Here is an 8,845-nt window from a genome sequence, read left to right on the forward strand (position 1 = left end):
AGGACCTGGTGCCTACCTCGAAACGCTCCCGGCCCCCCGTCGTCGCCGTCACCGGCGCCGCCTCGGGCATAGGCCGTGCCTTCCTCGCGAAGGTCGCCTCGTCTGCGGATTTCCGCAGGGTCGTGGCCATCGACGAGCAGCGTGGTGACGTTCCCGACGTCACCTGGCGGGTCCTCGATGTCCGAGATCCGCTCTTGGCGAACCGCATATCGGATATTGACGTACTCGTGCATCTGGCGGCCGACTACACGCTCGATGTCAACCCAGCGGAGCGGCGCGCCTACAATCTGCGAGCCGCCCAGACGGTGCTCACCGCCAGCGCCGCCGCACGGGTGCGGCGGGTCGTCCTGCTCACCAGCGCCATGGTGTACGGCGCCGTGCCCGAGAATCCCGTCCCGCTCCCCGAGGACTCCGCGGTGGCCGCCGAGCCCGACACGGGCATGGTCGGCGACCACCTGGAGATCGAGGCGCTGGCCCGGCGCTCCCTGCGCAGCCACCCCGGTCTCGGCGTGACCGTGGTCCGGCCCGCCGCCGTGGTCGGCCCCGGCGTCGACAGCGTGGTGACCCGGCACTTCGAGGCGCCCCGGCTGCTGACCGTCAAGGGATGCAGCCCTCGCTGGCAGTTCTGCCACGTGGACGACCTCGTCTCGGCCCTTGAGATGGCGGCGCTCGGCACGGTCTCGGGCGTGGTGGCCGTCGGCGGCGAGGGCTGGCTGGAGCAGGAGCAGGTCGAGGAGATCTCCGGGCTGCGCCGGCTGGAGCTGCCCGCCGGGCTGACCTTCGGGACCGCCCAGCGCCTGCACCGCCTCGGTGTCACCCCGGCCCCGGCCACCGACCTGCACTACGTCGTCTACCCCTGGGTGGTCGACTGCGCCGCGCTGCGCGAGGCCGGATGGAAGCCCCAGTGGAGCAACGAGGCCGCCTTCGCACAGCTCCTGGAGTTGCGCGAGGGCAAGCACGCCGTCGTGGGCCGCCGCCTTTCCGGCAAGGAGGCCACGCTCACCGCGGCCGGTGCCACCGTCGCCGTCCTCGGCACCGCGGCGATCGTCCGCGCCGCCCGCAAGAAGCGCCGCCCCTGACGCCCGCGCGAGGCGAACGGCCCGCTGATCCGGGAGCCGTTCCGCGAACTCGCACGGACTCGCACGGCTGACGGGGCAGGGCGGCTCCGAGCGGTGGGGCGACTCGGACGCCCGCTCCAAGCTCGGATCCCTGCCCCGAGCTCGGACGCCCGCCCCGGGAAGGTGCGCGGCCGAAGGCCGTTTTTCCCGGGCGGTACGCTTTGCGGCGTGGATGTCATCCGGTTGCTCGATATTCGCGACAGCGCGCTCTCCGTCGACGAGGTGCTCGCCGCCGTCGGCGACCACGCCGCGGGCGGCACGACCGTCTTCGTCGGCACGGTGCGCGAACAGGACCACGGAAAGCCGGTCACCAGCCTGTCCTACTCGGCGCACCCGAGCGCTCTGGACGAGCTCCGCCGGGTGGCCCAGAAGATCGCCGCGGACTTTCCCCTGACCGCCCTGGCCGCCGTCCACCGGGTCGGCGACCTGGAACTCGGTGACATCGCGGTCGTCGTGGCGGTCGCCGCGCCACACCGGGGCGAGGCGTTCGAGGCCTCCCGCAGGCTGATCGACGACCTCAAGAGCCAGGTCCCCATCTGGAAGAACCAGCTCTTCACCGACGGCTCCTCCGAGTGGGTCGGGGCTTGCGAGTGAGTTCGACCGGCGGGCGCGCGGCCGTCGGCGCGGCGGCGTCCGGGTGCGGTTTCATGACCTGTCGTACGGCATAGGCTTTGTCCATGTCCCGACGAGCGCTGACCCTCATGGTGGCGGGCTTTCTCACGCTCATGCTCGCGCTGGTCGGCGCCGTGCTGCCGGTGCCGTACGTCGTGCTGAGCCCCGGGCCGACCGAGAACACGATCGGTGACGTCGACGGCAAGCCGGTGATCAGCGTCGAGGGGCGCCAGACGTATCCGACGGAAGGCAAGCTCAGCCTCGTCACCGTCGCCTACCAGGGTGGGCCCGGCACCAGGATCGACCTTTTCAGCGCCCTCAGGGGATGGATCGATCCCACCATCGCGGTCGTGCCCGAGGAGACGATCTTCCCTCCGGCGACCACCGCGAAGGAGGTCGAGCAGCAGAACACCCAGGAGATGACCAACTCCCAGGACGACGCGACCGCGGCGGCGCTGACGGAGTTGAAGATCCCCTACAGCTCGGTCGTGACGGTGGCCTCCACCGAGAAGGGCCTCCCGGCCGACGGGAAGTTCAAGATCGGCGACGAGATCGTCTCGGTGGACGGCACGCCCGTGTCCGACCGCGAGACCGTCTCCACCTCCGTCCGCCGTCACAAGCCGGGCGAGCAGGTCAGTTTCATCGTCAACCGGGGCGCCCAGAGCGTGACCGTCGCCGTCCCGACCATCGCCGGCAAGGACGGCACCCCCATCGTGGGGATCACCATGCGAGTCGGCTACAAGTTCCCCTTCCAGGTAAAGATCAACGTCGGTGACGTCGGCGGGCCGAGCGCGGGGATGATGTTCTCCCTGGGCATCGTCGACAAGCTCACCCCCGGCGCGCTGACCGGCGGCAAATCCATCGCCGGGACCGGGACGATCACCGCGGAGGGCCAGGTCGGCCCGATCGGCGGCATCCAGCAAAAGATGGTCGGCGCCAGGAAGGCGGGGGCGACGATCTTCCTGACCCCCGAGAGGAACTGCGCCGAGGCGGTCAAGGCGATCCCGGCGGGCCTCAGGCTGGTCAAGGTCTCGACCCTGCACGAGGCCGTCCAGGCGGTCGACGCGCTCCGCACCGGCTCGGGTTCCGTGCCGAGCTGCCCGGCGGGCTGACCCCCGGAACGCGAGCTTTTCCGGCAGACCGATCCCGAAACCGGGCGGGAAAGCGGCCCGGAAAGCGGGACACCACGCCCGATCCACGAAAAGATCAGTTTTTCCGGTCCCAGACCTCGTCGCGGGGCACTCATCAGGCCTCTCGTACGTTGGACCTGTGGACCCGAGACCAGCGGGTGTTGTGGCCGGACCGTGCCCGAAAGGCCGACCGCGCCCCAACCTCCGCCGGTGTAGGTTGCCAGACACGGACCGTGCTCTTACGACAAGGGGTTGGCCTTGAGCTTCCGGACCCCCGGAGCCGGCAGGGCAATGCGCTTGCCCCGCCGGCCACGACTGCTAGTTCCCGTCGCGATCGCGCTGGTCGCGATAGTCGCGTTGTTCTTTCTCTTCGCCAGTATTTTCACCGATTACCTCTGGTACGACTCGGTCGACTACACGGCCGTCTTCTCCGGCGTGATCGTCACGCAGATCCTCCTGTTCGCCGTCGGCGCACTGCTGATGGTCGGCATCGTCGGCGGCAACATGCTGCTGGCGTACCGGATGCGGCCGATGTTCGGCCCGGGGATGTTCGGCGGCGCCAGCGGCGCCGACCGATACCGGATGGCCCTCGACCCGCACCGCAAGCTGATCTTCCTGGTCGGCGTGGCGGTGCTCGGCCTGTTCTCGGGGTCGTCCTTCTCCGGCCAGTGGAAGACGTGGCTGGAGTTCATCAACGCGACGCCGTTCGGTGAGGTCGACCCGCAGTTCAAGATCGACGTCTCCTTCTTCATGTTCACCTATCCGTTCATCCGGATGGTGCTGAACTTCCTGTTCGTCGCGGTGGTGCTCTCCGCCGTGCTGGCGGCGATCGTGCACTACCTGTACGGCGGGTTCCGCCTCCAGTCACCCGGCGTGCACGCCTCGCGCGGCGCCCGGGCGCACCTGTCGGTGCTGCTCGGCGTGTTCGTGCTGCTGAAGGCCATCGCCTACTGGGTCGACCGGTACGGGCTGGTCTTCTCCGACCGGGGATTCCGGCACGGCGCCTCCTACACCGACGTCAACGCGGTGCTCCCCGCCAAGAGCATCCTTGCGGTGATCGCCCTGATCTGCGCGGTCCTGTTCTTCGCCGGGGTCGTGCGGTCCGGCGGGATGCTGCCCGGCGTCGGCTTCGGGCTCCTGGTGCTCTCGGCCATCCTGATCGGCGGGGTCTACCCGGCCCTGGTCGAGCAGTTCCAGGTCAAGCCGAACCAGCAGGGCAAGGAGCAGGAGTACATCAAGCGCAACATCGACGCGACCCGAAAAGCCTACGGCGTGAACGACGCCGAGGTGATCGACTACACGGCTCAGGGCGACCCGGCCAAGGTCAGCGTCACCGCCGACAGCTCCATCTCAGGCGTGCGCCTGCTCGACCCGAGCCTGGTCGCCAAGACCTACCAGCAGAAGCAGCGGATCCGCGGTTACTACGACTTCCACGAGCCGCTCGACGTCGACCGCTACCCCGACGCCAACGGCACGATGCGCGACACCGTCGTGGCCGTGCGAGAGCTCACGGGGCCGCCGGCGGAGCAGAACAACTGGATCAACCGGCACCTCGTCTACACCCACGGCAACGGTTTCGTGGCCGCGCCCGGCAACGAGGTCGACTCCGAGGGCCTGCCCAACTTCGACGCCAAGGACATGCCGGTCACCGGTGCCCTGGTGGACCGGACGAAGCTCAAGGAGTCGCGCATCTACTTCGGCGAGGCTCCCGGCTCGACCGAGTACGTCGTCGTCGGCGGCACCGGCCAGCAGAAGCAGGAGCTCGACTACCCCGAGAGCGGCGGCACCGGCCAGAAGAACACCACCTACGACGGCAAGGGCGGGGTCCCGGTCGGGTCCTTCCTCAACCGGATGCTCTACGCGGCCAAGTACGGCGAGATCAACCTGCTGCTGTCGGGTGACGTCAACGCGAACTCCAAGATCCTCTACGAGCGCAACCCGCAGGAGCGGATCGCCAAGGTGGCGCCGTTCCTGAGCCTCGACGACAACCCCTACCCGGCCATCGTCGGCGGCAGGGTGGTCTGGCTCGCCGACGCGTACACCACGTCCAACGCCTACCCGTACTCCCAGAGCAAGAGCCTGGAGGCGATGACGAAGGACACCGTCACCGACCCGCGCCTGGTGGTCCCGCAGCCGCGCGACCAGATCAACTACATGCGCAACTCGGTGAAGGCGGTGGTGGACGCCTACGACGGCACCGTCAGCCTGTACGCCTGGGACGAGAAGGACCCCATCCTGCAGACCTGGCGCAAGGCCTTCCCCGGCGTCATCAAGCCGCAGACGGAGATGTCGACCGAGCTCAGGCAGCACCTCCGCTACCCGGAGGCGTTGTTCAAGGTCCAGCGTGACGTGCTCTCCCAGTACCACATCGCCGACCCGAACGCCTTCTACAGCGGCCAGGACTTCTGGAACGTCCCGAACGACCCGTCCTCGGGCGAGCAGAACGTCAAGCAGCCGCCGTACTACCTGTCGGTCAAGATGCCGAAGACCGCGGCGCCGTCGTTCTCGCTGACCACCACGTTCGTGCCGCGCCAGGGGCCCAACCTGGCCGCGTTCATGGCCGTGGACGCCACCCCGGGAGCCGACTACGGGAAGCTGCGCATCCTGCGCATGCCGTCCAACACCACGATCCCCGGGCCGGGCCAGGTACAGAACAACTTCCAGAACAAGTTCTCCGGCGAGCTCAACCTGCTCGGCCTCGGCCAGGCGAAGGTCCGCTACGGCAACCTGCTGACCCTGCCGTTCGCCGACGGCCTGGTCTACGTCGAACCGGTCTACGTGGAGATCGCGGCCGCCTCCGGCCAGGAGCCGTACCCGATCCTCCGCCGCGTCCTGGTCGCCTACGGCAGCAAGGTCGGTTCGGCCGACACGCTCAAGGGCGCGCTGGAGCAGGTCTTCGGTGACGGCACCCAGGCCGCGCCGCAGGAGGAGGCCAAGCCGGGCGAGGCCAAGCCGGAGGAGGCCAAGCCCGCCACCGCGCTGGCCAAGGTCATCGACGAGGCGCAGGCCGCGTACGACAAGGCGCAGAAGGCCCTCCAGGAGAACCCGCCGAACTGGGTCGACTACGGCAACGCCCAGAAGGAGCTCCAGGCGGCGCTGGCGAAGCTGAAGGGCACCGAGGCGACGACGGGTGCCACCCCCACCCCGTCGCCCGCGACGTCGGGAACTCCGGCGCCGTCGGCGACACCGTCCGCCACACCGGTCCCGTCGGCCACCCCGACACCCACACCGAGTCCCTAGGAGACATCTGAGGGCCCAGCGCTATTCGATTCGCGTCCCCCACCAAAGCCGGGTATGGTTAAGACATACACCGACGCGGGGTGGAGCAGCTCGGTAGCTCGCTGGGCTCATAACCCAGAGGTCGCAGGTTCAAATCCTGTCCCCGCTACAAAAGAAGGACCCGGTCACCGGAAACGGTGACCGGGTCCTTTGCTTTGCCCTTCTCTACTCCCTCTGCGAAGACCGGTCTTTCCCCCGAAGGCGCCTCTTCCGAAAACTCACCTCCCTCGAAGACCGGACGCGCGTCTCACGAAAACGCGCCTACGCCGGTGGGTACGCGGATCCACCCACGGGTGGCCGTACCCGGGGGGCGTCCCGGCCCCACGGCCGCTCGTCGTCCATCCCCAAGGGGGACCCGGTCGCCCAGGTGCCCCCGGCGGTGTCAAGGACGCTCAGAGCCCGCACGGCACGGGTGCCCTGCCCGTCCGGTTGGTGAACGTGGTGTCACTCCGGCGCCCCGGCCACGGCTTCGGCCGGCCCCTTCCCCCTGCTCGGCGGCTTCGCGCGGGCGACGACCCGAGGGCCGGCATCACCGTCATCCACGTGCTTGTGGCCTGGGGGTTCATCGTCCGCACCTTGATCATGCCGATCTGGATGATCGCCCGGATGCCCGAGTTCACACAGGGGTGGCGCGAGGGCGCCACCCCGTGTTCCCGCGCTGATTTGCAGCCGGAGGGGGATTCCGGATATTGTTCAAACACACACCGACGCGGGGTGGAGCAGTTCGGTAGCTCGCTGGGCTCATAACCCAGAGGTCGCAGGTTCAAATCCTGTCCCCGCTACCAATCGAAAGGCCCTGATCTTCCAAAGATCAGGGCCTTTCGCATTTCCGGCAATCGGGAACCCGCGTGCCGTGGCATCACGCCGCCGTACATGCCGGATGGCCGAGAGCCGTTGCGTCCAGAAGTCACTCCGAGAGGGCAGATGTGGCCGAAACATCCGAACCCGTCCTGCGCTGGCGTGTGCGCCGCGACCTCCTCATCATGAAGATCGTCGCTGCGCTCGCCTTCGCGGTGCTCACGGTGTTGACTCTCGGCGACCCCCGAGGCGCGATCCTGGCGGGTGCCGCGTCCGCCGTCCTGGCGGTGCTGGCGGTGCGCGACGTCCTCGTTCCCGTCCGGCTGACCGCCGACGGCGAGGGCCTCGTCGTGGTGAGGGGTTTCGCCGGATCGGAACGGGTGCCGTGGAAGTCTGTCGAGCGCATCCGGGTGGACACGCGGACCCGCTTCACCTCGCGTACGGAACTCCTGGAGATCGACACTGGGGAGAACATCCACCTCCTCAGCCGGTTCGACCTGGGAGTGCCGTGCGGGCAGGTGGCCGACGAGCTCCGCTCGTTCCGGACGGGTTCATAGCCTGTACGGTCTCGGGCGCCGCGGTCGTGCTTTCGAGGTGCCATCGCGGGCCGGGGCCCGGCGCCGGTGGGCGGCTGCCGGGCCCCGGCCCGCGATGGCGTTCGTCAGGCCCTGACCCGCACGCGGCGATGTCTCGGGACGAAGCTGGGCCTGGTGCGGCGTACCAGCAGGCTCGCCTTGTAGAGAGCCCAGCAGGTGAGGAAGGCCCCGAAGGAGACCTGCCCGATCCACGTCCACGCCGCGGTCTCGACGGCCGCGAACATCACTACACCGGTCCAGACAAAGCCGAAGACGCCCACGAGGGTCGCCGCAGCCCAATTCAGCCCTCGCTGCAACATGCCTGGAGTCTTACAGATCTTGGTTCAAGACCAGGTCAATGACGCGGAACGCCTCATCGTGGGAGGCTACGGCTTGTGCCGGCACACCTCCGCGCGCGAGATCCGCCGGTGTTCATCGGGGTCGTTCCGAGGGGGGTCTTCTCGAGACAGGCCAGCAACGCCGCCGCGGTGTGGGCGTCGGCGAGGATCCGGTTCACCTCGTCCTCGGATGTCGGGAGCTGGCCGCGCTTGGCGAGCTCGTCGGTGAGGAAGGTCAACGGCTCCGGATAGCCGGCCGCCTCCGCGGCGACCGTCGCCCTAGCCGCGGTGAGGAGACGCAGATAGTAGGCGCGGAGGGTCGCCTCCCTCATTCGTGCGTCTTCAAGGTCGTTAAGCAGAGACCTGGCAACCCTCAGTAGGTCACCTGGATGGTCGGCCTCCGCGTCGATGTGCGCGCGGATGTCGTCGAACTCCGAGCGGGTCATGGTGCTCACCTCCACGGCGGAGTCAGGATCCTGACCCTCGCGCCTACTTCGTATCCAGAGTCGATTGCGAATGGCTTGACGTCTGGTTGCGCGCTTCGACTTCCTATGACTGTTTGGGACGCGCGAGTCTCCGGGATGGTTGGCAAGTTGTCTCTGTGACGTGAGAGTCCTGGTAGTGTTCTTTCCGCAGGGCAACGAAGTCGCAGGTTTAAACCTCCTGAGGCGGACGAACTGCCCAGCAAAACCCTCTCTGATCCCGGCAAGTCGGGCGTGTCCGCACGATTGGACAACGACCGGATGTCGGAGTAAGTTAGAGGGGTTGCCCTGGAAACGGGGTGGTCGCAATCCTAACGGGTTCGGCGGGATCGCGTCGAGAGTCGGAAATCCGACAGTTTGACACGAAACCGGCACTCCTGATAAGATAGTGACACGAAATGGAACGCCCCGGAGTTCGGGTCCGACTCATCTGGTCGGGTTTGGGTGATGGTGTACGCGTCCGTTTCTTGAGAACTCAACAGTGTGTTAAAAGCCAGTGCATGAAGCACAATC

7 protein-coding genes and 2 tRNA genes are annotated in these 8,845 nt (G+C 67.9%); 7 read left to right on the forward strand and 2 right to left on the reverse strand.

Annotation, left to right across the window (positions count from 1 at the left end):
• Positions 1–5 precede the first annotated feature (5 nt).
• The 7 genes from AC5L38_RS19875 to AC5L38_RS19905 all read left to right on the forward strand — a co-directional run bounded on the left by AC5L38_RS19875 (position 6) and on the right by AC5L38_RS19905 (position 7,494).
• Positions 6–1,079: an NAD-dependent epimerase/dehydratase family protein gene (locus AC5L38_RS19875; protein ID WP_495244296.1), complete on the forward strand. Its 1,074-nt coding sequence runs from the start codon at positions 6–8 to the stop codon at positions 1,077–1,079.
• 207 nt (positions 1,080–1,286) lie between these two features.
• The gene (locus tag AC5L38_RS19880) at positions 1,287–1,712 is read left to right on the forward strand and encodes a molybdenum cofactor biosynthesis protein MoaE (protein ID WP_389927402.1); all 426 of its coding nucleotides are present in this window, start codon (positions 1,287–1,289) and stop codon (positions 1,710–1,712) included.
• 83 nt (positions 1,713–1,795) lie between these two features.
• On the forward strand, positions 1,796–2,842 hold the full coding sequence (locus AC5L38_RS19885) for a YlbL family protein (RefSeq protein ID WP_495244286.1): 1,047 nt from the start codon (positions 1,796–1,798) through the stop codon (positions 2,840–2,842).
• 309 nt (positions 2,843–3,151) lie between these two features.
• Positions 3,152–6,100, forward strand: a complete 2,949-nt coding sequence (locus AC5L38_RS19890) for a UPF0182 family membrane protein (protein WP_495244287.1) — start codon at positions 3,152–3,154, stop codon at positions 6,098–6,100.
• Between the two features lie 74 nt (positions 6,101–6,174).
• Positions 6,175–6,248: transfer RNA gene (locus tag AC5L38_RS19895), tRNA-Met, on the forward strand.
• 599 nt (positions 6,249–6,847) lie between these two features.
• Positions 6,848–6,924, forward strand: a tRNA-Met gene (locus tag AC5L38_RS19900).
• A gap of 198 nt (positions 6,925–7,122) precedes the next feature.
• Positions 7,123–7,494 carry a PH domain-containing protein gene (locus AC5L38_RS19905; protein WP_495244288.1) on the forward strand — a complete coding sequence of 124 codons (372 nt, stop codon included), beginning with the start codon at positions 7,123–7,125 and terminating at the stop codon, positions 7,492–7,494.
• Between the two features lie 104 nt (positions 7,495–7,598).
• Here AC5L38_RS19905 and AC5L38_RS19910 read toward each other — a convergent pair whose 3' ends face one another.
• Both AC5L38_RS19910 and AC5L38_RS19915 read right to left on the reverse strand, forming a co-directional pair.
• The gene (locus AC5L38_RS19910; RefSeq protein ID WP_495244289.1) at positions 7,599–7,832 is read right to left on the reverse strand and encodes a hypothetical protein; all 234 of its coding nucleotides are present in this window, start codon (positions 7,830–7,832) and stop codon (positions 7,599–7,601) included.
• A gap of 53 nt (positions 7,833–7,885) precedes the next feature.
• Complete coding sequence (locus tag AC5L38_RS19915) at positions 7,886–8,296, reverse strand: hypothetical protein (protein ID WP_495244290.1); 411 nt, start codon at positions 8,294–8,296, stop codon at positions 7,886–7,888.
• Between the last annotated feature and the right edge of the window lie 549 nt (positions 8,297–8,845).

It is taken from the genome of Streptosporangium nanhuense (assembly GCF_059358815.1).